This window comes from Halorubrum sp. Ea8 (assembly GCF_002252925.1).
GTDB lineage: Archaea > Halobacteriota > Halobacteria > Halobacteriales > Haloferacaceae > Halorubrum.
This window is the reverse complement of the sequence record NZ_NHPF01000093.1, coordinates 39,633-61,238: the sequence shown is the minus strand read 5'-3', so window position 1 is coordinate 61,238 and position 21,606 is coordinate 39,633. Positions and strand designations below refer to the sequence as shown.

The window sequence follows — 21,606 nt, the reverse complement described above, 5'->3', positions numbered from 1 at the left end:
CTTAGAGACCCGTTGAGAAGGCGTTTGAAACGGTTTCGAAACGGGTTTCGGCTACAGGAGCAAAACCATGTTACCCATCCCGCGGCGTTTGCGCTCGACGAGGTTTTTCGTCTCCAGGCTGTCGAGCGTGCGGCTGACCGTCGCCTTCGAGAGATCCGTCGCGTCGACGATGTCGCTTTGGGCCATCACGCCGTCCTCGTCGAGGATCGTCTCGTAGATCTCACGCTCGTTTTTCGCCAGGCGCTCGGCGGTTTCCTCCCACTCCTCGCGGCGCGCGTCGAGGAGGTCCCCGCTCGGTGCGAGCCCGTCGTTCCCATCCGTCCGCACCGCGCCGCCGGCGGAATCCGGCGGTCTCCGGTCGATAGCCGGTGATTTGGCATCTCTACCCGACCAATCCGTTGTAACGAGGTACGTCCCGCTCGAACCGAGCAGGACCGCAGAGACGGTGATGACCGCTACATCACGGTACTGGAAGTACCCGCCCAGTTCCGCGACCTCCGTACCGCCTTCACCGACAGAGACGACGACTGGTGTGGGGGTTATCAGCTGTACCGCGAGAACGACTGTGGCGGCGACGAAGACGACCGCAGCGAGGAGCTGCTTACCGTGGAGGGCCTGCAAATCCATAGGTTGATACTTCGAATCCCTTCCCTAATCTCCGTCGATATCGACTGGCAAAATTCGGCCCGAAACCGGGTTGAAACGCCTGCGAAACGCGTTTCGAACGCGTTTCATCCCAGTACTCATGAGCTCTTTCACCCAACGGTCACGTATGAATGAGGACGCCCGGACTGGCCTCGTCGTCCTCCTCGTGCTCGCGAGCGTCGGCGTCGGTCTCGCGGGCACACTCGCCGCGCTCGGGGTCGGGGACCCCATCGCCGACAGGGACCAGGTGGGAGAAGTCAGCATCGCTGGTACCAACGTGACCGCCTCCAGCGACAAGAGTGACACCGCGGTGGTGACGAATGTCTCGGAGACGAGTGATATCGAACTCACCGAAGACGGAGGCGATATTTTGATCACGACGCGAGAGAACGACCGGTTTACTCGGCACGAACGGGGACGCGCTGTCGAGATTGTCCGGGCCAACCGGACCGTCGCGTCGTACCTCGAAACGGTCGAAAACGAGGAACTCACGGTCGAACCTATAAGAAAGCTGAACTCCGGGGAGGCACAGACCGCGACGTTCACATTCGACGTCGAAGAGACAAACAGCACCCTCTCCGCCGGGGAGACGGTAAAGATCAGAAACCTCACAGTCGAGAAATCGGACGACACCGTGACAGTCGACAGAGAACCGTCTTACGTCGAGGACCGGGCAGTCGTCCGGATCGGGCGCGCCGGCAGGGAAGACGCCAGATACCGCGCGGAAATCGATCTCGCAAACGAGACGGTCGTCGACATCACCGACATGGGTGAGCTGTAGTGGACTGGAACTCGAATATGGGACAGCAGTCTCGGATCGATAACCGTGGATCTCGCTAGGGCCGAAACACGAGGCAATAGCACTCAGTTGTGGGGTCGTGTATGAGTCTGAATGTATTGTCGACGTAAATCGGTGGCCTCGGCACTCATAGGGCTCGTCATCGCTGGTGCCGAGGCAGCTCGGAGCGGTGCGTCGTCATCGGCCGCTCGACGGTAGTCGCCTCGCGGACTAAAGCCGACGGGTCGGCGGCGGGGCTAACCGGGTCGGAGTCGCCGCGGTCAATACCCGAGATCCTCGTACTCCTGGGGGTCTTCTCCCGGGGCCAGCCGCAGGAACCGGAGCTCCCGCACTCTCTTCACCGTCCGGCCGGCGTCGACGGGGGCGACGAACCGCGGCGCGCGGGCGGCCGGCAGCGGGTCGCCGCCGCGCTCGACGGCCAGCACCGCGTCGAGCGCCGTTTTCAGCGGGACGCAGACGGCGTAGCCGTCGGCGGCGACGCGGACGTGGGTCGCGTCTGGGGCGACCGTCACGTCCGGACGGTCCAGCAGCGACCCGACGGCGACCCCGCGCCACGCGCCGCCCCACCGCTCGCCGCTGGCGCACAGGAACTCCTCGGCGACCGATTCGAGCGCCCCGTCGTCGAACTCGTCGCACGCGACGACCCCGTCCGCGAGCCCGGACAGCTCGACCTCGACCGACGCCGCTACGGGCGCCGACGCGTCGGGGTCCCGGTCGCTCACTTCCACGGCGGATCGCCTCCGCGTTCGCTCGGGCACATGCCCGTTGATGACGAGCGCGCGGGTTTGAATGGGCCGCCTCGTTCCCGCGACCTGAGGCCCCGCTCGAACGGGTTCGCGGCGTCGCCGCTCGGTCGTCGTCGGCATCTGGAAAAAACGCGGTCGGCGGGCGGTCAGTCGCCGCCGTGACAGGACCCCGCGTACGCGTTCCATCGGTCGATCCCGTTGGGGAGTCGCCCGTCGTCCGTCGCGTCGAACGCCGCCGCGCACTGCGCGATCGCTTCCTCCGCGGTCGGCAGTTCGTCGTCGCGGTCCGGCGTCTCCGCCTCGATGCTCGTCTCGCGCGTACTCGGACCCTCGGGGCGCGTCGCCGCCGATTCCGAGCCTGCGTCAGTCGTGTACTACGGGTGGCACGATTCTCCCGAGACGGGCATCCTTAATAATAGTTCATGTTTGTTTATCGGGCCGCGAGCGTCGGCCTCGCGCCCCCGACTACTCGTACGACTCGGGCTCGATCCCGGAGAGCCGCATCGCGTTGCCGGTGACGCCGAGGCTCATTCCCATGTCGCCGACGACGACCGCGACGGCGACGCTCACCAGCCCCAGCGGCACGCCGAGCGCGAGCAGCGCCTTCACCCCGAGGCTCGCCCAGACGTTCTGGCGGATGACCCCGTTGGCCGTGTGCGAGAGCGCGTAGAGGTACGGGAGCTTCGCCACGTCGTCGCCCATCAGCGCGATGTCGGCGGTCTCCAGGGCCGTGTCCGTCCCCGCGGCGCCCATCGCGACGCCGACGTCGGCCGTCGCCAGCGCGGGGGCGTCGTTGATCCCGTCGCCCACCATCGCGACCTCGCCGTACTCGGCCCGCAGCGACTCCACCGCCGCGACCTTCTCCTCCGGCAGGAGCTCGGCGCGGTACTCGTCGACGCCGACCGACTCGGCTATCGCCCGCGCCGTCCCCTCGTTGTCGCCGGTCAGCATCACGACGCGCTCCACGCCGAGCTCGCGGAGGCGCTCGACGGCCCGCTTCGATTCGGGGCGAACCTCGTCCGCGACGGCGATCGCCCCGGTCAGCTCCGTCGCCGTCCCGACGAGCACGACGGTCTTCCCCTCGCTCTCTAAGGCGGCGAGCGACCCCTCGGCGAACGCGCCGTCGCCGGCTCCTCCGGACCCGCCGTCGTCGCCCTCGGTCACGACCCCGCCGTCCGCGACCCCGCCGTCGGTCTTTGCACGGGCCCGCGAGAGGTCGAAGCCGAGCCCCTCGAACAGCGCCGGCTTCCCGGCGTAGTACGTCTCGCCGTCGATATCCGCGCGGACGCCCTTCCCGGTCAGGCTCTCGAACCCGGCCGGCTCCGCGAGGGCTCCCACGCCCGCGCGCTCGGCGCGGCCGAGGATCGCGGCGGCGATCGGGTGTTCGCTCCGGCGCTCCAGCGCGGCGGCCCGACGGAGCAGCGTCTCCTCGTCGGCGCCGCCGAGCGGGACGAGATCGGTGACGGCGAGTTCGCCCCGGGTGAGCGTCCCGGTCTTGTCGAGCGCGACGGCGTCGACTTGGCCCATCACCTCCAGGTGGTTGCCGCCCTTGATCAGGACGCCGTTCTTCGCCGCGCTGGTGATCCCGGAGACGACCGAGACCGGCGTCGAGATGACGAACGCGCAGGGGCAGGCGATCACGAGCAGCGTGAGCCCGCGGACGAACCACGTCCCCCAGTCCGCGGCGAAGACGAACGGGTAGCCGGCGAGGTCGACGGTCACCGGCTCGCCGATCACCAGTGGCGGCACCGCGGCCGTCAGAATCGCTAAGACGACTACGACCGGCGTGTAGTAGCCCGCGAAGCGGTCGACGAACCGCTCCGTCTCCGTCTTCTCCGCCTGCGCGCCCTGCACCAGTTCGATGATCCGCGAGAGGGTGGAGTCGCCCGCGGTCGAGGTCACCTCGATCTCCAGGTACCCCTCCTCGTTGATCGCGCCCGCGAACGCCTCGTCGCCCGGGGCCTTGTCGACGGGGACGCTCTCGCCGGTGATCGGGGACTCGTCGACCGCGCTCTCCCCCTCGATCACCGTCCCGTCGAGCGGGACCTTCTCGCCCGGGCGGACGATCACGGTCTCGCCGACCGCGACGTCGTCGGTCGGGACGGTCGTCTCGCCGCCCTCTCGCCTGACGGTGGCCTCGTCCGGGGACAGCTCCATCAGCTCGCGCAGGGAGTCGCGGGCGCGGTCCATCGCGTAGTCCTCCAGCAGCTCGGCGACGCTGAAGAGGACCGCGAGCGTGGCGGCCTCGACGAAGTAACCGATCCCGGTCGCGGCGACGATGGCCGTCCCCATCAGCAGGTCGATGTCGAGGCTCTGGTTCAGCGCGGAGTAGTAGCCGCCGCGGACGACGGGGATCCCGCTGGCCGCGACGGCGCCGACGAACAGGACGTCCGCGAGCGTGAGCGGGACGCCGAGCACGCTCGCCACCGCGGGGTTCGAGCCGGTCAGGACGAACTCGAACAGGAGCCCGCCGACCACGAGGACCGCGCCCAGCCACGTCTTCTTCGCGCGCGGCGTCGTCCAGACCTCCGACGGGGGCGCGACGGCGACGTCGCCGGACGCCCCGTCGGCGGTCCCACCGCGGTCGCCGTCGGCGCTCCCCTCGCCGCCCGATCGGCCGCCGGTGACCTCGTAACCGGCTCCTTCGATCGCCGCGACGACATCGCTCTCGTCCGCGCGATCGGGGTCGTAGGCGACCGTCGCGGTACCGGCGGTGGGGTTGAGCGCGACGTCGGTCACGCCGTCGACGCGCCCCAGTGCGCTGTCGACCTTCCCGGCGCACGACGGGCAGTCCATCTCGGGGACCGCGAGGCCGGCGGTCAGCTCGCGTCGTCCGCCGTCCGTGCCGGTATCGGCGGCCTCGTCCCCGCGTGCGTCTCCGCGTCCGTCCGGCTCGTCACTCATTACGTCGAGAGAGGGCCCTCATATCGATAAGCCTTGTTTGGATATTTCCAACTGGCGCCGATCGACGGCGGCGGCACGGTCAATCGAACGACGCGGGGGCGCCGTCGCCCGCGACCGACCGGGCGACGTGCGCCTTCGCCAGGCGCTCCTCGGCCCGACGGAGCCGGTAGGTGAGCGTCGAGCGCGGCACGTCGAGGTGGGCCGCGAGCTCCCCGGCGTCGACCGCCCGCGGCGACTCGTAGTAGCCGTGCTCGACCGCGGCCCTGAGCGCGGCCTCCTGCTCCGGGGAGAGCCCGACGCCGTCCGCGTCGCCCCGCGTCTCGTCGCCCGCCGAGGTGTGCGCCGTCCTGAGTAGCTCCATGCGGGCGGCGTCGCCGACGGCGGTCCGGAGGGCGTCGAAGAAGGCCCCCACGTCGCCCTCGCCGGAGTGGATGAGCCGCCAGGTGTAGTGGCGCCCCTCGTGGCGGGTCTCGAACAGCACGCCGTCGCCGAGGTGGTCGCGGGCGATGTGCGGGACGGACGCGCAGACGGGCGTGGGCTCCCAGTCGGTGTACAGCACGAGCGTGTCGTCGGTCCGGTCGAGGACGCGGGTGGTCTGGGTCGCGCCGCAGTCCTCCGTCGCGAGGCAGTCGGCGTAGTAGTCGCCGTCGGTGAAGGCGGCCTCGACGGCCGCGAGCGCGTCCGGCGCGCCCGTGGCGTGGTCGACCCGCCAGAGGTGGTCGTCGGTGGCGTGCAGCGACAGCGACCGCACCCGCGCCCCGGGGTGGGCGGCGAGCGCGTCGGCCACCCTGTTGCGCCCCGGTTCGTACTCGAGGGCGAAGACGAGTTCGCGCATGGGGGCCCGTAGGTGACTGTCGGACATAACAGGTGGCCTCGGCCCCAGCGCTCCGCCTCCGCGACGCGTCTGCGCTCGATTTCGAGCTTCGCGGCCGAATCCAGCGATCGCGGGTGAATCTGTGCGCGCCGCGCCCGCGGAGTCGACCGCAAATCGCGGTTTGCTATATCTTCATGCGGTTTATTTTCCTGGTGTCCGAACGTGTTCGGGCGGGTTTCGCCCCCGTGAGAACGCGCGAAACCGAGTTCGGGGGGTCGTTCGTACGCCGAGTATGGTCGAGAAGACGGACCGAACCGCCGGAGCGGGGGGCCCACGCTCGGCGGACGGCCGGCGCTTCGAGGTGTTCGTCCGGGAGGAAGAGGCGGATCCGCTCCGTCACGTCGGCACCGTCGCGGCGCCGACGCCGGACGTCGCTCACGAGGAGGCGAGCAAGCTCTTCGCCTGGTACGCCCGCGACGTGTGGGTCTGCCCCGCCGAGGAGACGCACCGCTACTCCGCCGAGTCGCTGGCGGCGGACGAGCGGTCCGGCGACGAGTCGGCCTCACGTGACGACGCGAGCGACGAACCGCGCGTGTACGAGGAGACCGAGGGGACGCCCACCGTCGCCTGCGGCAGCGCACCGGTCGAGAACGACTCGGACCCCGCACGCGAGGACGAGACGGCCCCGGAGGGAGACCGATGATCTCCGTCAGCAAGCTCCTCTGCGGGCTCGACGCCGAGAGCGACGGGCTCCGGTACGACGCCGCGGGGGACTCGAAGAAGCCGCAGATAACCGATGACAAGCAGCGCCGCCCGGTCGTCGTCTGGAACACGACGAAGCGGTGTAACCTCTACTGCGAACACTGCTACGCCGCGGCCGATCGGGAGGGGGCGCCGAACGAGCTGTCGACGGCGGAGGGGAAGGCGCTCATCGACGACCTCGCCGAGTTCGGCGTCCCGGTGCTCCTCTTCTCCGGCGGGGAGCCGCTCGTCCGCGAGGACCTCCCGGAGCTCGTCTCGTACGCCGACGACGCCGGGATCCGACCCGTCCTCTCGACGAACGGGACCCTGCTCACCCGCGAGAACGCCCGAGAGCTGAAGGCGGCGGGACTCAAGTACGCCGGCGTCTCCGTCGACGGGCTCCCCGAGCGCAACGACCGGATCCGGGGAGAGGAGGGGGCGTTCGACGCCGCCGTCCGCGGGATCGAGGCCTGTCTCGACGTCGGGCTCAAGACCGGGCTTCGCTACACGATCACCGAGCACAACGTCGACGACCTCGCGGGCGTCGTCGACCTCCTCGTCGACGTCGGCGTCGACCGCTTCTGCTTCTACCACCTCGACTACGGCGGGCGGGGCGCCGAGATCGCGGACGTGGACCTGAGCCCGGAGGCGACCCGGAAGGCGGTCACGGACCTCTGTGACCTCACCCGCGAGTACCACGCCGCGGGCGAGGAGATCGAGACGCTGCTCGTCGGCAACTACGCCGACGCCGGTCACCTCGTCGAGTACGCCGACCGGGAGATCGGCACGGACCGCGCCCGGCTCATCCACGAACACCTGCGGCGCAACGGCGGCGACCCGACCGGCGAGCGCGTCGCCGACGTCGACCCCGTCGGCAACGTCCACCTCACGCAGTTCTGGCAGGGGTACTCCCCCGGCAACGTCCGGGACCGCTCGTTCGGCGCGATCTGGTCGGACGAGTCGAACCCGCTCCTCGCCGGGCTCCGCGACCGCGAGGAACGGCTCACCGGGCGGTGCGCGGACTGCGCGTACAAGGAGGTCTGTCGGGGCGGCTCGCGGCTCCGCGCCCTCTCGGCGCACGGCGACCCGTTCGCGCCCGATCCGAAGTGTTACCTCACGGAGGCGGAGCGCGACGGCGCGGAGGCGTTACGGCGGATCCGCGGCGAATCGGCGGCGGACTGACCCGACGGGACTCGGGAACCCCTCGGTGATCGGCGGTCAGTCGTCGACTCCCTCGAAGGCGTCCGTGACGAGCTTCGCCTGCGCGGACCGGAGCCGCTGCGAGAGCGCCGACTTGCTGATCTCCAGCTCGCCGGCGAGCTCGCCGAGGGAGACGTCGGCGGCGTCGTCGAAGTAGCCGCGGACGACGGCGAGCTCCATCCCCTCGCGCTGCTTCGGGGTGAGCGCGGAGAGGTCGACGGTCGCCTGCTCGGTCGGTTCGGGACCCGCGACCACGGCGAGCCGGACCAGCCGCACGCGGTCGAGCGTCTCCCTGAGCGTCGCGACCACTTCGCGGACGGCGTCGCGGTCGTCGACGTACGTCGTGACCGACACCGTCCCCTCGTCGACCCGTCGCACGCGGGGGACGTAGCCGAACTCCTGGAAGACGCGACAGAGGCAGTCCTCGCTGATCTGGCCGCGCGCGCGGCGGATCCCCTCCTCGCCCGGCGGTTGCACTTCGACCGTACACTCGTCGCCGACCGCGTTGACGGTGACGTCGGACGCGCGTTCCGACTGCGAGACGATCGGGCAGTCCCACTCGTCGGACGGGTCGACCTCGAGGTCGACGCGGAGCCGTCGGTCGCCGTCGTCACCCGCGACTTCGACCATGCGGTCGATCGGTCGGCCGTCGGCTTAGGCGTTCGGCGCGTCCTCACGGATCAAAAAAGCGGGACCGCGCGGCGGGGGCGGACGGCGAGGGTAGCTCGGAGCCGGGACGGTCCGGTCAGTTCTCGGAGCCGGGGAAGCGTTCGCTCAGTCCTCCGACTCGGGCGCGGCTTCCTCCGCCGCGGGCTCCCCTGCGCTCTCGTCGGCCGCCTCGCCCTCCTCGGAGCGGGCCGCGACCAGCGCGCCGCTGGCGACGCTGTACATCGGCTCCTCGGCCGAGCGCACGCCGCTGATCGAGAACGGGATGCTCGCGTCCTCGAGGTGGTCGGCGAACAGGTCCTTGAACCCGTTCGGGCTGGAGGTGCCGCCGGTGACGACGACGGGGACGTCGAGCCCCTCCTCGACGTCCTCCTCGTCGACCTCGCGGCTGATGTTCTCGATGACGTAGTCGAGCAGGTTCTCGTAGTAGATGGCGAGCGCGCCCTCGACGCCGCCGACGTCGGTGCGGAAGTCGAGCTCGAAGTCGTCCTCCTTGATGCTCGTCACCTTGTCGACGGGCGTCCCCGTGGCCTGCGACGTCTGCTCGTCGATCCAGTCGCCACCGCGGGCGATGGAGAACTTCATGACGGGCACCGCGTAGTAGGCGAGACAGACGTTGGTCATCCCCGCGCCGAAGCTGATCCCGAGCCCGGTGAAGTTGTTGTCCGCGAGCTCGGAGTAGATGACCGCCATCCCCTCGTTGATCGGCTCGGGGTCGTACCCCATGTCGCCGAGCATCGACTCCAGCGTCTTCTCGTGGTACAGCGTCGTGAGCCCGGAGTCGATCGGGTCGGCCGGGCTGGAGTAGAAGAGGCGCTCGTTCGGCTTCGAGGGCTCGCCGACCACCTGCTCGGTGATGAGCTTGATCATCGGGATCGCGGAGGCCTCGTCGCTGGATAAGATTCCGTGTTGCATCGGGCGACGCGTCTCCTTGTTGAAGATGTTCGCGAAGTTGAGCGCGTCGTCGCCGACGACGTACACCTTGTCGTCCTTGCGGATGTGGAGGACGTCGCTGCGAGAGAGCATCTGCTCTGCCATGTCGCTGTACTCGATCTCGACGAACGAGTTCCGCTGCTGTACGAACACCGTCTCCGCGCCTTCCTGTCGTCCGGAGAGGATGTTCATCGTGCCGACGTCCAGGCCTTTAGCCATACACGTCCGTATCATTGCACACTTCATAAACGTTCGTGGCCGATTCCGAGCCGAGAGAATCGCGGCCGCGCCGCGGGCACCCGCGGTGGCCCGAGCCCGCTACGGCCTCCGGCCGCCGCGACCCCCGACTCGAATCCCGGGTCGTTTATGTGCCGCGCCGCGGTGATGCGAGACGACGTGAACGACACAGCGCGCGGGGTTGCGGAGCTGGCGCGGCCGGCGAACTGCGTCGCCGCCGCGGTCCTCACGGGGACGGGCGCGTTCGTCGCCGGCGCCGCGGGCGCCGTCGTCCCCACGGCCGTCGCCGCGGTCGTCACCGCGTTCGCGGTCGCCGCGGGCAACGCGATCAACGACTACTTCGACCGCGACATCGACGCCGTCAATCGGCCCGACCGCCCGATCCCGCGCGGCGCCGTCTCGGCGCGGGGGGCGCTCGGCGTCGCCGCCGTCTGGTTCCTCGTCGCCGTCGCGTTCGCGGCCCTCCTGCCGCCGCTGGCGATCGCCATCGCCGCGGTCAACCTCGTCGCGCTCGTCACCTACACGACGGTATTTAAGGGGACACCGGGGCTCGGCAACGCCCTCGTCTCCTACCTCGTCGGCTCGACGTTCCTGTTCGGCGGCGCCGCGGTCGGGGAGCCGGCGGCCGTCGCCGTCCTCGCGCTCCTGGCCGGGCTCTCGACGTTCACCCGCGAGGTGATCAAAGACGTCGAGGACGTGGCCGGCGACCGCGAGGAGGGGCTCCGCACGCTCCCGATCGCGGTCGGCGAGGACCGCGCCCTCTGGATCGGCACCGGCGCGCTCCTCGTCGCCGTCGCGGCGAGCCCGGCCCCGTACTTCACGGGCACCTTCGGCGGCGTCTACCTCCTGCTCGTCGCCGTCGCCGACGCGGTCATGCTGTACGCCTGCTACGAGGGGTTCGCCGACCCGACGAGCGCGCAACGGCGATTCAAGTACGGCACCTTCCTCGCGGCGGCCGCGTTCGTCGTCGGCCGGGCGGCGCTCCTCGTTTAAAAGGCCGGTCGGAGAGCGCCTCGGCTCACGGCGCCGCGGCTCGTCGGACGGGGTCGTTCGAAGAACCGAATCCGTGTATCGCTCGACGGCGGACGGTCAGGTGACGGTCACGCGACGTTGAAGCCCTTGTCGCGGAGGAAGTCCTCCACGCGGCCCGAGTGGTTCCCCTGCAGCTCGATGGCGCCGTCCTCGACGGTGCCGCCGCAGGCGAACTTCGACTTGAGATCCGACGAGAGGGAACTCAGGTCGACGTCTTTCGGGTCGAATCCTTCGATGACCGTTACCTCCTTACCGTACCTGCGCTCGTCGATGCGGATGCTGATCTGCTGGGACTCCTTCGCGACGTCCTCGCAGACGCAGAGTTCCTGGGGCAGTCCGCACGTCGAGCAGACTTCCGACATTACAGCCGAACTTACAGGGTGACCGTATTAAATAGTGTCGGGAGTGCGGCCGCGTCGGATGTCCGTCGCCCGTTCTTTCGGGCCAGCGACCGGATCGAGCACGCGAATGGGGGTCGGCGCCGCTCGGCCGCCTCAGTCGAACAGCCGCCCGAGAACCGGCGTCGCCTCCAACGCGAGCCGCCGAACGGTCCGGCGCGCCTCGTCCGCCTCCGCGCGCGTCACCGTCCCGGCGTACGTCGCCCGCTCGTACGTCTCCCCGACGGCGAGCGCCCGCTCGTCGAGGCCGCGGAGCCGGAGCGCGTCGAGGTAGGCCCGCGGGGTCTCCCCGGCGCGCCGCTCGCGGTAGCGACGGCCGAGCAGGTACTCGAGGTCGGCGAACGCGCGCCGGGCGTCCGTGGCCGGATCGGAACTGACCCACGGAAGGCGGAGGCGCGCGGCGCGGCGCGCGCGCCTGCCGACGCCGAAACGGCGGGCGGCGGTGACGCCGATGACGGCCGCGACCAGCCAGTAGGCGACGGTCTCGCGCGACGGGATCGGGGAGCCGTCCCCGCTCGGCCGCGCCTCGCCGCCGACGGCGCCGCGGGTGAGTCCCTCCTGTCTCGCTCCGACCGCGGTGTCGCCGGGCGCGGCGGCGTCGGCCGCGTCGCCGCCGGTCGCCGCCGTCCCGTTGCTGTCGTTCGGCACGTCGGCCGTCGTCGACGACGGGTCATTGACGCCGGCCTCGGGGACGATCGACGGCGCGCCCCGAGCGGGTTCGGAGGCCGGGACGTCCACGTCCTCGTCGCCCGCGGCGCGCGCGTCGGCGAGGCGCGCGGTCCGGGTCTCCTCGCGCTCGGCCGCGGGCGTCGGGTCGAAGGTGACCCAGCCGTGGCCCGGGAAGTACGCCTTGACCCACGCGTGGGCGTCCTGGCCGCGGACGACGTACCGGTCCTCGCCGATCCGCTCGCCCTCCGAGTAGCCGGTGACGAACTGCGCCGGGATCCCCTGCGATCGCAGCATCGCGGTCATCGTCGTCGCGAAGTAGACGCAGTAGCCGGCGTCCATCTCGAAGAGGAACGCGTCGGCCACGTCGCCGTCGGGCTTCCGGACGGTCAGCGAGTACTCGTACTCCTCGCGCAGGTAGCGCTCGACCGCGACGGCCCGGTCGTACGGGGTCTCCGCGTTCGACGCCGCGATGATCTCCTCGGTGCGCTCTCCGACGCGGTCGGGGGTGCTCTCGGGGAGCTGGGTGTACCGCTCCTCGATCGCGGGGTCGTAGTCGGTGCCCGCGCTCCGGAGCGCGGCGGGGTCGGCGTCGGGCACCCGGCTCTCGACCGTGACCGACTCGCCCGCTCCCAGCGGCTCGGCGAGCCGGAGCGTCCCGTGCTCGTCCACCCGTGCGGTCTGGGCGGCGGGCCCCCGCACGTCGACCGCCTGCCACGGCGCCGGCAGCGACGGCGACTCCGTCTCGGCGGTGATCGTGACGTTCACGCGCGTCGCGTTGCCCGGGGGCCCGTCGAGCGGTCCGTCGAGCGGCGACTGCTCGCCGGACCGCACCCAGCCGTCCCCGGTGTAGGTGTCGTAGGCGCCGGCGTGCCAGTTCGCCGCGACCGGGCTCTCGATCGTGTAGCGCACCTCGGGCGAGAGCCGCGTCGGGCCGACGACCTCGACCTCGTCGTCCGCCTCGATCGACGACTCCAGCGTCGGGGTGCCGCGGTCGATCCCCCAGGGCTGGGCCGCGCCGGCCGGCAGCAGGGTGAGCGTCGCGCTCACGAGGACCATCGCCGCCAAGACCGCGGCGAGGGTGTCGCCGTGGTCCCGGATCCCGCCCGGCATCGACAGCGTCGAGAGGCCGGCGGCGAGCGCGACGCCGACGACGCCGACGAGCGTGGTCGTCCCGCCCGCGTCGCCGGTGAGCACGAGGAAGGCCAGCGTGCCGCCCGCGGCGCCGGCGGCCGCGACGTGTCGCCCGCGGCCGACGAGGTAGCCGACGAGGAACGTCGGCACCGGCGCGACCGCGAGGACCCAGACGTCGGCGAGCGCGAGGCGGAGGATGGAGAGCCCGGTCAACAGCGAGACCACGTCGATCGCGACGCGCCGGACCGAGAACAGCGCGCGCTGACTCTCGGGGATCGCGAAGTAGTACCCCGCCAGCGTCGCGGCGAACAGGACGACCGTCAGGCGGAGCGCCGCGCGCTCGCCGACGCACCGCGCGAGGAGGAAGCCCGCGGCGCCGGCGACCGCGACCGCGACCGCGGCCCGCGTCGACCCGCCGACGACGTCGGTCGCGGCGAGGAACACCGAGAGGTACGCGGCGGTGACGACCGCGACGCCGAGGACCGGCGGGTCGACGACCGCCCGCAGCCGCCCGCGGAGGTCGCCGTCGCCGGGGCTCTCCCCGTCGTCCGACCCGCTCCCGCCGCCGAGCGGGCGGCCCCTCATCGGCCGATCACCTCGCTCCGGTCCGCGGACGGCGCCCCGCCGGGCGCGGTCTCTCCGGCCCCGCCGTCGTCGGCGACCGCAGCGCCGGAGCCGTCGTCCGGGGGACCGGTCGCCGCCTCGTCGACGCTCGTCTCGCCGTCGCCCGCCCCGCGGACCGTCGCCCCGGCCACTTCGTCGAACGCGACCGCCCGGTCGCCGACGCGGTACCGGGCGCCGCGCTCGTCGGCGACGACGCGCACGTCAGCCTCGTCGTCGCCGACCGTGCCGGGACGCGTCCGCGCGGCCAGTTCGAGCACCGCCCGTCGCCCCCGCGCGCCCGGGTCCGCCGAGACCTCGCCGTTGGGGAGCGTCAGGTCCACCGGCACGCCGTCGTCAAGCAGCGCGAGCGCGAGGCTGGCGGCCGCGCTCGCGAGGTCGTCGGCGGGATTTCGGTCGCTCCGGCGTTCGGTTTCCCTCGCCGTCCCCGCGCCTTCGCCTCCGGCCTCGCCGGCGATCGCCACGCGGCCGCGCTCGGTCTCCGCGGCGAACGCCTTCACCACGATCTCGCCGTGCTTCGCGGTCGCGGGCCAGTGGACGTCGCGGAGGGGGTCGCCCCGCGCGTACTCGCGCAGGCGGTCGAACTCCTCTCGCCGCCGGCTCGCTCCGACGGCGTCGTCGGCGTACAGCGCCCGGCGGAACCACGTCGGGATCTCGCGGCACGCCGGGTACGCGAGGGTCGCGTCGAACGACTCGATCACCGCCTGCCGCTCGAAGAGCCCGAAGACGTCGCTCGCGGTCACCGTGACGGGGCCGAACTCCCGCTCGCCCCGGCGCAGGTAGCGGACGCGGTACGTCGCCGGCGCGTCGCCGACGGAGGTGCGGACCGGCTCCGTCGGCCCCTCCAGCCCGTCGTCGAGCGCGTCGGCGACGTCGGCGACGTACGTCGGCGACAGCTCGCCCGCCCCCCGGGAGTGGAACGAGAGCCGCACCTCGCCGGTCTCGCCGACGAACCCTTCCGGCGGGAGGCTCCGCCTGGCCGCCGGCTCCTCGATCCGGGCGAGCTGGACGTACCCGGCCGCGAGCGCGACGGCGCTCGGCAGGACGACCGCCTCGATCGACCGCCCGCTCGCGGCCAGCGCCATGCCGACGCCGACGACGCAGACCGCGACGACGACGCGGCCCCGGCGGGTGAGGGTCGGCGACGGCACGAGAGATCACTCCACGCTCGTCCGGTTCAGCGCGTCTTCGACCACCTGTTCCCCGTCGGTCCCGGAGTCGGAGCGGACGCGGTGCGCGAACACGGTCGGCGCCTCGGCCTGGACGTCGTCGGGAATCACGTACCCGCGGCCGTCGAGCGCGGCCCGCGCCTGCGCGGTCCGGAGCAGCGCGAGGCTCCCCCGCGGACTGACCCCGAGCCGGGCGTTCTGCCGCGTGTACGTCGCCAGCCGCGCGACGTACTCGCGGACGGGTTCTGTCGCGTCGACGTCGGCGACGGCGACCCGGGCGCGCCGGACCTCCTCGATCGACGCGACCGGCTCCACGGCGTCGACGGGGTGGTCGCCCGCCATCCGGCCGATGATCTCGGCCTCCTCCTCGGTGCTCGGGTAGCCGAGCCGGATCTTCTTCGTGAACCGGTCGACCTCCGCCACCGGGAGCTCGTACGTCTGCCCGGGCTCGACGTCGTTCTGGGTGGCGATCACGCAGAACGGGTCCGGGAGGGCCCGCGTCTCCCCGTCGGTCGTCACCTGTCCCTCCTCCATCGCCTCCAGCAGGGCCGACTGCGTCTTCGGCGGCGCCCGGTTGATCTCGTCGCCGAGGACGACGTTGGCGAACACGGGTCCGGGCTGGAACTCGAACTCGTCCGTGCGCTGGTTGAACACGTTGACGCCGGTGACGTCGGCGGGGAGGAGGTCCGGGGTGAACTGGACGCGCTTGAACGAGCCGTCGATCGAGCGCGACACCGCCTTCGCGAGCGTCGTCTTCCCGACGCCAGGCACGTCCTCCACGAGGAGGTGCCCGCGGGCGAGGACCGTGACCACGACGTGCTCGATCGCCGCCCGCTTCCCGACGATCACCGCCTCGACGTTGTCGACGACGCGCTCCGCGAGCGCGGCGACCTCGTCGAGCGCCATCGGGGGACGCTCAGGCTCTCCCGTTCCGTCGGCGTCGACGCCTGCCGGACCGGTCTCCGCGGCGTCAGTCATGTCGGGGTCCCTTCCGCGGCGCCCCGACCGAGTCGTCCGATATCATCCGTCGGTACGCCGGTCTCGCTATCGCCTCCCGTGCCAAGGCTACCCACGACCATCGATATGGCCCCGCTTAGGATAGCAACGGCATATGCGTTCCGCCGGGCGGCACCGGCCGTACACGTCCGGTCCCGGTCGGTCCGGCGCCCGTTCGGACCGCGTCTCTCGGACGACGACTCCCGGACTGCGGCTGTCCGAACCGCGACTGGCCGAACTACGACACTCGGACGTTCCGCCCGGCCGCCTCGCCGAACGACTCCGCGCCCGTCACGGGGTCGCGCTCGTAGACGACCTCGCCGCGGACGAGCGTCAGCTCCGGGAAGACGCCCTGCAACCCCTCGAACGGCGTCCAGCCGCAGGCGCTGTGAAGCGCTCCCGCCTCGATCTCGCGCGGGTTCGTCAGGTCGACGAGGACGAGGTCGGCGTCGGCGCCCTCGGCGACTCGCCCCTTGGCCTCGACCCCGAAGATCGACGCTGGGTTGGCGGCGACGACGTCGCGGACGCGTTCCAACGTCAGCTCCCCCTTGCGCACGGACTCCAAGAGGAGCGGGTACAGCGTCTCCACGCCCGGGACGCCGCTCGCCGCCTCCGCGAGGCCCTGCCGCTTCTCCGCGACGGTGTGGGGCGCGTGGTCGGTGGCGACGACGTCGACGTCGCCGTCGCGGAGGCGCTCGAACACCCCGGCCCGACGCTCCTCGGAGCGGAGCGGCGGGTTCATGCGGCCGAACGTGCCGAGTCGGCCGGCGTTCTCGCGCGAGAGGAACAGGTGGTGCGGGGTGACCTCGCAGGTGGGCGGAGCGGCGCCAGCGGTCGACTCCTCGTCCCCGCTTCCCCCGGCCTCCGACTCCCGGGCCGCGACGACCGCATCGATCCCCTCCGGCGTCGACGTGTGGGCGATATGCACCTGCGCGTCGCTCTCGGCGGCCGCGTCGAGCGCGCGCTCGACCGCGGCGACCTCCGCCTCGGCGGTCCGGTAGGCCGACCACGCGTCGGCGTTCGCGGCGGCGCCGACCCCGCCGAGGTCGCCGTCGAGCGCGCTCGCGTCGAACAGCGTCTCGTCCTCCGCGTGGACCGTGACGGGGACGTCGCGGGCGGCCGCCTCGGCGAGCGCCTCCTCGAACAGGTCGACGGCGATCCCCATGTCGCCGGTCGAGTCCGCGAGGAACACCTCGCCGAGCGCGAACAGGGGCCGTTCGAAGAGGCTCTCCGGGTCCCAGTCGGCGGTGACGCCGCCGTTGATCCCGTAGTCGACGAGCGAGTCGGCGGCGAGGTCGGCCTTCCCGTCGAAGGCGTCGCCGTCGACGGTCGGCGGCGAGGTGTTCGGCTGGTCGACGACGGTGGTCACGCCGCCCGCGGCCGCGCTCCGCGAGCCGGAGGCCCACGTCTCCTTGTGGCTCCCGCCCGGTTCGCGGAAGTGGACGTGGGCGTCGACGGCGCCGGGCAGGAGGTGTCGCCCGCGCGCGTCGACGACGCGCTCGCCGGGGTCCGGGTCGAGCCCCGCGTTCGTCGGCTCGACCGCGTCGACGGTTCCGTCTCGAACACGGACGTCGCGGACCCGCCCGTCGGCGAGCTCCGCACCGGAGATGAGCATGGGTACGCGCTCGCGGCCCGACGCTTAAACCGTGGTGATCCGCGCCACCACAAAGCGTTTGACACGTCCGCCGAGAGTCCGCTCATGGTCCTCGGTCCCCTCGGCGTCGCCGGCGTCCCCGCGGTCGTCGACACGCTGATCGCCTGGCTCTCACTGATCGCGCTGTTCGCCCTCCCCGGACTCGTCGCCGCCGTCTGCTGGACCCCCTTCCTGCTCTCGGCGCGGTTCCGGGCGCTGTTCCGCACGCTCCCGCCGGCGGGGCGGCCGGTCCCCTCGTACGTCGGCGTCGCGCTCGCGCTCTCGGTCCCGTACCTCGCCGGCGTCGTCCTCACCGTCGCGCTCGTCGGCGAGGCCGGCCCCGGCTGGAGCGAGGGGTTCCTCGACACCGCGCTGTTCGGCGGGATCGTCGTCGGCTTCGTCGCCCCGGCGGTCGCCGCGGCCGGGCTCCCGCGGCTCGGCGTGGACTGGGACCCGACCGGGTACGGCCCCTCCACGTGGGCGCTCCTCGTCGCCGCCGGGCTGTGGTACGCGGTCGTCGCCGCGGTGCCGCTGGTCGCGCTCGCGGTCGGCATGGCGCTGCCTGGCGGGTACTGACGGCGCGTCCGTCGAAACCGTAAGATTTTGATGAGCCGTGGGACAGTTCTCCGACATGTTCCCCGCACCCTTCCGACTGTTCTTCGTCGCCGTCCCCCTCCTCGTCGCCGTCGGCGCGCTGGCGATGGCCGCGTTTCCCCGCCGGATGACGAGCTGGCAGGCCCACGGTCCCGACGGGACGACGCGGATCGAGCCGAGCGAGACGCGGATTTTGCTGATGCGGATCATGGGCGTCGTCGTCGCCGGACTCGCGCTCCTCATGGTGGTCGCGAACTTCGCGTTCATCCCCTGAGACGCCGACCGCCGCCGTTCGCCCCCGCGAGCTCCGCCCTCGGGGACCCTCCGTCGAGACCGCTCCCGCGATCCGTGCCAACCGATGCCGACGCTCCGATACGGTTTTGGGTCGTCCCGCGGAATCCCCGACAAATGCTGTCTCGACAGTTCGTCCGGGAGAACCCAGAGGTCGTCCGCGAGGCGCTAGCCAACAAGGGCGTCGACGTGGACCTCGACCGGATACTCGACGTCGACGAGGAGTGGCGGGAGCTGAAACAGCGCGGGGACGACCTGCGCCACGAGCGCAACGAGGTCTCCTCGACGATCGGCGAGCTCAAACAGCGCGGCGAGGAGGAGGCGGCCCAAGAGGCGATAGAGCGCTCCCAGGAGCTGAAGGCCGAACTCCAGGACGTCGAGGAGCGCGCCGAAGAGCTGGAGACGGAACTGGAGGCGTCGCTGCTCGAACTCCCGCAGGTCCCGCAGGACTCCGTCCCCGTCGGCGCCGACGAGTCGGAGAACGTCGAGCGCCGCCGCGAGGGGTTCGACGACCTCCGGGAGCTCCCCGACGACGTGGAACCTCACTACGACCTCGGCGAGGAGCTGGAGATCCTCGACTTCGAGCGCGGCGCGAAGGTCGCCGGCGCCGGCTTCTACGTCGCGAAGGGCGACGGCGCCCGGCTGGAGCACGCGCTGATCCAGTTCATGCTGGACGTCCACCGCGAGCAGGGGTACGAGGACGTGTTCCCGCCGATTCCCGTCAATTCGGCGTCGATGCGCGGCACCGGACAGCTCCCGAAGTTCACCGAGGACGCCTACCGGGTCGAGGGGTCGAACGAGGAGGCGTACGACGACGACGACCTCTGGCTGCTCCCGACGGCGGAGGTGCCCGTCACGAACCTCCACCGCGACGAGATCCTGCTCGGTGAGGACCTCCCGCTGAAGTACCAGGCGTACACGCCGAACTTCCGGCAGGAGGCGGGCGAGCACGGCACCGAGACGCGCGGGATCGTCCGCGTCCACCAGTTCAACAAGGTGGAGATGGTGAACTTCGTCCGGCCCGAGGAGAGCGACGAGCGCTTCGACGGCCTCGTCGACGAGGCCGAGGAGGTGCTGCGCCGCCTCGAACTCCCCTACCGCATCTTGGAGATGTGCACCGGCGACCTCGGGTTCACGCAGGCGAAGAAGTACGACATAGAGGTGTGGGCGCCCGCCGACGACATGGACGAGGGCCCCGCCGAGGGCGGCCGCTGGCTGGAGGTCTCCTCGGTCTCCAACTTCGAGGACTTCCAGGCGCGCCGCGCCGGGATCCGCTACCGCGAGGAGCACCACGAGTCGGCGGAGCACCTCCACACGTTGAACGGCTCCGGGCTCGCGGTCCCGCGGATCGTCGTCGCCATCCTGGAGTACTACCAGAACGACGACGGCACCGTCACCGTCCCCGAGGCGCTCCGCCCGTACATGGGCGGCACCGAGGTCATCGAGGGCCACGACGCGGTCGGCGAGTCGAAGCTGGGCGGGGAGTAGGCGGCGCGTCGCGTCTCGGTCGCCGCGGAGGGGGCGCCGGGGCGGACTCAGCCTCGCTGTGGGGGGACGCCGAGCTCCCCGTTCCACGCGTAGTAGCCGACCGTGACGGCCGCCATCACGAACCCGGTCGCCACGCCGAGCGGAACGCTCCCCCCGGCGACGTACGAGACGACGGCGAAGACCGCGCAGAACGCCGCGACGTACACGGTCGACTGCCGGAGGGCCAGCGACCGGTCGAACGACTCGGGCAGTTGCATGGGCGGACGCTCGGCGCATCCGAGTATAGCTCTTTCCTCTCCGGACGGCGCGCGGACGACGGTTCCGACGCGGTTCGCACGACCGCCCGAGCGACCCCGGTCGCCGGGCGGCTACTGGTTCTCTAAGGCGTCGAGGATGCACGCGGCGGCGACGACCGCCTCCTTCGGCACGTCGCTCGCGTCGTCGATGGTGACCGTGTAGGCGTCCCGCAGCGAGAACTTCCCTTCGATGTCGCCGACGTGGCCGCCGTCGGCGTCGAATATCTCGTACTTGTTCGGGACGAGGTTCGCGACCGAGATCAGATGCCGGAGCGCCGCCATCGGCTTGCTCTTCGACTTGATGGTCGCCAGCGCCTCCCCCGTCTCGGGGTCGCGGATCGTCCAGTTCTCGACGAACAGCGAGTAGTCCTCGTCGAGGACGACGACCTCCTCGCCGGTGCCGGAGTCGACGATCGCGTAGCTGCCGCCGATGTCGATGACGCCGCCCGCCTTCACCGAGAAGGCGTCGTCGCCGTCGCCGGTGACGAACGGGAACTCCTCTTTCAGCTTGAACATCTTCTGTTTCCCGCGTAAGACGACGTTTCCGGCCCCGTCGCGAACGGTGTACTTGTTCCGGATCGCCGACTGCTTCACCTCGTAGCGGTCGTCGCTGAGGTCGACGGTGGAGATGTCGTAGGCGTCCGAGTCGGAGGGGAACACGGAGTACTCGCTCATGGGCGGCAAGAGAGTCAGGCGTCGGAAAACGGTTCCGCTCGGTTCGCTCGGACGGAGCCGGTCGCCTGCGCCGTCCCGGCCGACCTGGCCCCATCCAGCCATGCGATCCGAACGCTCATCTAATACGGTTAAGAAGTCTTTTGAAGGACAAACACAACGACCTTCTCGTTTTTCCACACAAAATTATTACCGGATCGAATCTGTATGGCCAAATATGGAGCACCCGAACGTTCTCGTGTTCGTCGAATTCCCCGACCCCGACGTCCCGACGACGGGCTTCCTCAAGGGCTTCAAATATCCGGACGCCGAGGTGGTCGGCTTCTACCACCTCGACGACGGGGAATCGCCCGAGGAGGCGCGGGCCGAACGCGGGGACGAATTCACGTCGGAGCTCGAAGAGATAGCCGAGCGGTTCGAGCGGGAGGGCGTCCGCGCCGACCACGACCTCGTGTTCGGTCACGACCGAGTGGCGGCGCGACAACAGATCGTCGAGCGAGACGCCGTCGACGCGATCCTCCTCCCCGGAGCGGCGAACACGCTCGGGAAAGTGCTGATAGCGGCCCGCAGTCTGCCGAACGCGGAGCGGAAGGCCACGCTGCTCGACATCGTCGCGGAGGACGAACTGCTGTCGGTCGATCTCGTCCACATCGCCGACCCCGACGACCCGGATGGCGAATCGGAGGGCCAGCGGATCCTGAAGCAAACGGCGTCGGCGCTCGCCGACGCCGGCGTTCCGGAGATGCGGATCAACCGGACCGTCCGGACGGGAACCGACGTGGCCTTCGAACTGAGTCAGGCGGCTCGGGGGTACGACCTCATCGTCTTGGGCGAAACGGAGCGCGACCTCGGCGACCGGATCTTCGGCCCCATCGGCGAGTACATCGTCGACGAGCGTGACGTCCCGGTGTTAATCCTCCGGTGATCGGCG

General features: G+C 71.1%; 21 protein-coding genes. 8 read left to right on the top strand and 13 right to left on the bottom strand.

The genetic code is table 11. The features are described from left to right. Positions 1-51: 51 nt before the first annotated feature. A complete protein-coding gene (locus tag DJ74_RS10245; RefSeq protein ID WP_094527172.1) occupies positions 52-627 on the bottom strand; it encodes a MarR family transcriptional regulator in 576 nt (191 codons plus the stop codon). 145 nt (positions 628-772) lie between these two features. Between DJ74_RS10245 and DJ74_RS10240 the strand changes: the two genes are divergently transcribed. Beyond that, a complete protein-coding gene (locus DJ74_RS10240; protein WP_094527171.1) occupies positions 773-1,426 on the top strand; it encodes a hypothetical protein in 654 nt (217 codons plus the stop codon). A 278-nt stretch (positions 1,427-1,704) separates the two neighbouring features. Here the strand turns inward: DJ74_RS10240 and DJ74_RS10235 are convergent, their stop codons facing one another. The 3 genes from DJ74_RS10235 to DJ74_RS10225 all read right to left on the bottom strand — a co-directional run bounded on the left by DJ74_RS10235 (position 1,705) and on the right by DJ74_RS10225 (position 5,929). Further along, positions 1,705-2,172 (bottom strand): molybdopterin-dependent oxidoreductase, encoded by a 468-nt coding sequence (locus tag DJ74_RS10235; RefSeq protein WP_241881416.1) that lies wholly within the window; start codon positions 2,170-2,172, stop codon positions 1,705-1,707. A gap of 483 nt (positions 2,173-2,655) precedes the next feature. Further along, positions 2,656-5,094, bottom strand: coding sequence for a cation-translocating P-type ATPase (locus DJ74_RS10230; RefSeq protein ID WP_094527170.1), 2,439 nt, complete (start codon positions 5,092-5,094; stop codon positions 2,656-2,658). 79 nt (positions 5,095-5,173) lie between these two features. Further along, positions 5,174-5,929, bottom strand: coding sequence for a helix-turn-helix domain-containing protein (locus DJ74_RS10225; RefSeq protein ID WP_094527169.1), 756 nt, complete (start codon positions 5,927-5,929; stop codon positions 5,174-5,176). 271 nt (positions 5,930-6,200) lie between these two features. On the opposite strand from DJ74_RS10225, the gene DJ74_RS10220 reads away from it, so the two are divergent. Together DJ74_RS10220 and DJ74_RS10215 are read left to right on the top strand one after the other, a co-directional pair. Then, positions 6,201-6,611 (top strand): Htur_1727 family rSAM-partnered candidate RiPP, encoded by a 411-nt coding sequence (locus DJ74_RS10220; RefSeq protein ID WP_094523588.1) that lies wholly within the window; start codon positions 6,201-6,203, stop codon positions 6,609-6,611. Continuing rightward, a complete protein-coding gene (locus DJ74_RS10215; RefSeq protein ID WP_094523590.1) occupies positions 6,608-7,831 on the top strand; it encodes a TIGR04347 family pseudo-SAM/SPASM protein in 1,224 nt (407 codons plus the stop codon). Before DJ74_RS10220 ends, DJ74_RS10215 begins: the two co-directional genes overlap by 4 nt. A 36-nt stretch (positions 7,832-7,867) precedes the next feature. On the opposite strand, the gene DJ74_RS10210 is transcribed toward DJ74_RS10215, so the two are convergent. After that, positions 7,868-8,479: a helix-turn-helix domain-containing protein gene (locus DJ74_RS10210; protein ID WP_094527168.1), complete on the bottom strand. Its 612-nt coding sequence runs from the start codon at positions 8,477-8,479 to the stop codon at positions 7,868-7,870. Between the two features lie 144 nt (positions 8,480-8,623). Continuing rightward, a complete protein-coding gene (locus DJ74_RS10205) occupies positions 8,624-9,667 on the bottom strand; it encodes a cell division protein FtsA (RefSeq protein ID WP_176451163.1) in 1,044 nt (347 codons plus the stop codon). A gap of 177 nt (positions 9,668-9,844) precedes the next feature. On the opposite strand from DJ74_RS10205, the gene DJ74_RS10200 reads away from it, so the two are divergent. Then, on the top strand, positions 9,845-10,678 hold the full coding sequence (locus DJ74_RS10200) for a geranylgeranylglycerol-phosphate geranylgeranyltransferase (RefSeq protein WP_094527198.1): 834 nt from the start codon (positions 9,845-9,847) through the stop codon (positions 10,676-10,678). A gap of 107 nt (positions 10,679-10,785) precedes the next feature. Here the strand turns inward: DJ74_RS10200 and yciH are convergent, their stop codons facing one another. From yciH to DJ74_RS10175, 5 genes are all read right to left on the bottom strand, one after another. Then, positions 10,786-11,079, bottom strand: a complete 294-nt coding sequence (gene yciH / locus DJ74_RS10195; RefSeq protein ID WP_004596695.1) for a stress response translation initiation inhibitor YciH — start codon at positions 11,077-11,079, stop codon at positions 10,786-10,788. Positions 11,080-11,211: 132 nt separating this feature from the next. After that, a complete protein-coding gene (locus DJ74_RS10190) occupies positions 11,212-13,500 on the bottom strand; it encodes a DUF3488 and DUF4129 domain-containing transglutaminase family protein (RefSeq protein ID WP_094527167.1) in 2,289 nt (762 codons plus the stop codon). Then, complete coding sequence (locus DJ74_RS10185; RefSeq protein WP_254922162.1) at positions 13,497-14,687, bottom strand: DUF58 domain-containing protein; 1,191 nt, start codon at positions 14,685-14,687, stop codon at positions 13,497-13,499. Before DJ74_RS10185 ends, DJ74_RS10190 begins: the two co-directional genes overlap by 4 nt. 6 nt (positions 14,688-14,693) lie before the next feature. Next, positions 14,694-15,683 (bottom strand): MoxR family ATPase, encoded by a 990-nt coding sequence (locus DJ74_RS10180; protein ID WP_094527166.1) that lies wholly within the window; start codon positions 15,681-15,683, stop codon positions 14,694-14,696. 256 nt (positions 15,684-15,939) lie between these two features. Continuing rightward, positions 15,940-17,316 (bottom strand): dihydroorotase, encoded by a 1,377-nt coding sequence (locus tag DJ74_RS10175; RefSeq protein WP_094527165.1) that lies wholly within the window; start codon positions 17,314-17,316, stop codon positions 15,940-15,942. 84 nt (positions 17,317-17,400) lie between these two features. On the opposite strand from DJ74_RS10175, the gene DJ74_RS10170 reads away from it, so the two are divergent. The 3 genes from DJ74_RS10170 to serS all read left to right on the top strand — a co-directional run bounded on the left by DJ74_RS10170 (position 17,401) and on the right by serS (position 19,707). Beyond that, positions 17,401-17,910 (top strand): hypothetical protein, encoded by a 510-nt coding sequence (locus tag DJ74_RS10170; protein WP_094527196.1) that lies wholly within the window; start codon positions 17,401-17,403, stop codon positions 17,908-17,910. Between the two features lie 55 nt (positions 17,911-17,965). After that, positions 17,966-18,202 (top strand): hypothetical protein, encoded by a 237-nt coding sequence (locus DJ74_RS10165; protein ID WP_094527164.1) that lies wholly within the window; start codon positions 17,966-17,968, stop codon positions 18,200-18,202. A gap of 134 nt (positions 18,203-18,336) precedes the next feature. Next, positions 18,337-19,707: a serine--tRNA ligase gene (gene serS, locus DJ74_RS10160; RefSeq protein ID WP_094523608.1), complete on the top strand. Its 1,371-nt coding sequence runs from the start codon at positions 18,337-18,339 to the stop codon at positions 19,705-19,707. Between the two features lie 47 nt (positions 19,708-19,754). Here the strand turns inward: serS and DJ74_RS10155 are convergent, their stop codons facing one another. After that, a complete protein-coding gene (locus DJ74_RS10155) occupies positions 19,755-19,964 on the bottom strand; it encodes a hypothetical protein (protein ID WP_094527163.1) in 210 nt (69 codons plus the stop codon). A 111-nt stretch (positions 19,965-20,075) separates the two neighbouring features. After that, positions 20,076-20,678 (bottom strand): LURP-one-related/scramblase family protein, encoded by a 603-nt coding sequence (locus DJ74_RS10150; RefSeq protein WP_094523612.1) that lies wholly within the window; start codon positions 20,676-20,678, stop codon positions 20,076-20,078. Positions 20,679-20,892: 214 nt separating this feature from the next. On the opposite strand from DJ74_RS10150, the gene DJ74_RS10145 reads away from it, so the two are divergent. Continuing rightward, entirely contained in the window at positions 20,893-21,600 is a 708-nt protein-coding gene (locus DJ74_RS10145) for a universal stress protein (protein ID WP_170938357.1), read from the top strand. Positions 21,601-21,606: the final 6 nt, after the last annotated feature.